The organism is Aequorivita aquimaris (assembly GCF_001573155.1).
GTDB classification, from domain to species: domain Bacteria; phylum Bacteroidota; class Bacteroidia; order Flavobacteriales; family Flavobacteriaceae; genus Aequorivita; species Aequorivita aquimaris.
Window position 1 is genome coordinate 1 of record NZ_JRWG01000029.1, and the last position, 1,520, is coordinate 1,520.

3 protein-coding genes and 1 pseudogene are annotated in these 1,520 nt (G+C 40.5%); 3 read left to right on the forward strand and 1 reads right to left on the reverse strand.

Translation table 11 applies throughout. The features are described 5' to 3' along the window. From LS48_RS14580 to LS48_RS14590, 3 genes and pseudogenes are all read left to right on the forward strand, one after another. Window positions 1-271: pseudogene (locus LS48_RS14580) on the forward strand (hypothetical protein); the annotation flags it as partial. Between the two features lie 84 nt (window positions 272-355). Then, window positions 356-598, forward strand: a complete 243-nt coding sequence (locus LS48_RS14585; RefSeq protein ID WP_062623210.1) for a type II toxin-antitoxin system ParD family antitoxin — start codon at window positions 356-358, stop codon at window positions 596-598. Beyond that, the gene (locus LS48_RS14590; protein WP_062623211.1) at window positions 595-897 is read left to right on the forward strand and encodes a type II toxin-antitoxin system RelE/ParE family toxin; all 303 of its coding nucleotides are present in this window, start codon (window positions 595-597) and stop codon (window positions 895-897) included. The genes LS48_RS14585 and LS48_RS14590 overlap by 4 nt, the downstream gene beginning before the upstream one ends. Window positions 898-941: 44 nt before the next feature. Here LS48_RS14590 and LS48_RS14595 read toward each other — a convergent pair. Then, a partial coding sequence (locus LS48_RS14595; RefSeq protein ID WP_131807742.1) for a transposase occupies window positions 942-1,520 on the reverse strand: 579 nt, incomplete at its 5' end.

Consider the following 1,520-nt stretch of genomic DNA (forward strand, 5'->3'; position numbering starts at 1 on the left):
ATGGGGGTTCGACCATATCATGACCAAGAGGGGCCTTGAGAGTGCCTCGGCGGATTTTGGCCTGATTGCGCTGGCATACAACCTCAAACGAATGCTAAAGCTGGGGATAACGCTTGCAGGGTGGCCTGTTTTGCTGCTTTTATGGCTTCAAGGGGCGCTTTCCCTTCACAAACATGCCCTGAAAACGGTTTCTGGGGACAAAGGCCGATCTTTCAACTTTTACTCCATTTACTTGCCGAAAATGGAATTAAAAACTATTTTCAACAATTGAAGGGCGGTTTTGAGACAGACTGACGTTGTGTGCAATTTGGTTACGTTACCAAGATTTGGTATATTTGAATAAAATATAGTCAAAATGGGAAAAAACACATCAATATCACTCGGAAATCATTTTGAGGATTTTATAAGAGAAGAAGTAAATTCTGGAAGATATGGTTCGGTTAGCGAAGTAATTCGTTCTGCATTACGTTTATTAGAACACGAAGAAAAAAAAGAAAGAGAACTTATTAAAGCTTTAGAAGTTGGAGAAAATAGCGGATTTGTTGAAAATTTTGACCCAAAACAACATTTGAAAGAATTACATCGTAAACACTTATGAGTAAAAACAAATATCGCATAAGTCAACAAGCGATTGAAGATTTAGATAAAATTTGGATTTATACGCTCAATAAATGGTCTAAAGAACAAGCCGACAGATATTACGACTTGATAATTACGGAAATTGAATTTATAGCTGACAACTTTATGACTGGAAAGTCAGCGGAACAAACTCGAAAGAATTATCGAGTGACTAAAATAAAATCCCATTTGATTTTTTATAGAAAAGTGGAAAATGATATCGTGGAAATTGTTAGAATTTTACACCAACGAATGGATATTAAAAAACGACTGAAATAAAAAAACTGCACACAACAAAGATCTGAGTTGAAAAACAAATGTTTTTAGTTCAATTTGGATACAAATTTCTCATCATAGGGCAAACCGCTTTTTGCGATTGCAAATGCCTGTTTCAGCAGTTTGTTAGCCACCGCAATAAGTGCCAGTTTTTTGCTCTTTCCCTTTGCCACAATGCGTTCATAGATCTCCCTACAGGCTTTGTTGTGCTTGCACGCCGAGAATGCGCACAGGAAGAGAAGGTTCCTGAGTTTCTGGTTGCCCACCTTTGATATTCTGCTCTTGCCCCGCACGCTGCTTCCCGATTGCCGGATTGTGGGGGTAATTCCCACATAGCTGCACAATTGGCCGGCAGTCTCAAATTTGTCAAAACCATCTGTTATAACAATGAGGAAGAGGGCCGTTTTGGTACCCAGGCCTGGAATTCCCTTCAACAATGTAAGTTGGTGTTGTTGGTCCTGCTTTACCAATAAAAGCAACCTTTCCTCCAGTGCCTTTACCTCCTTGTCCAAATGCTTGAGGTCACGCTTGAGGGATTGATGGACAAACTTGGAGGGAATGCCCAAAGTTTCCTCCCCGTGCAGCTTGTTCTTGGTGGCGGTGCGCTTCTTCAGATAGCTGTCCAG

Excerpts from the sequence above, each read along its gene's own strand:
- LS48_RS14585 (WP_062623210.1), top strand. The coding sequence starts at position 356 with ATGGGAAAAAACACATCAATATCACTCGGAAATCATTTTGAGGATTTT.
- LS48_RS14590 (WP_062623211.1), top strand. The coding sequence starts at position 595 with ATGAGTAAAAACAAATATCGCATAAGTCAACAAGCGATTGAAGATTTA.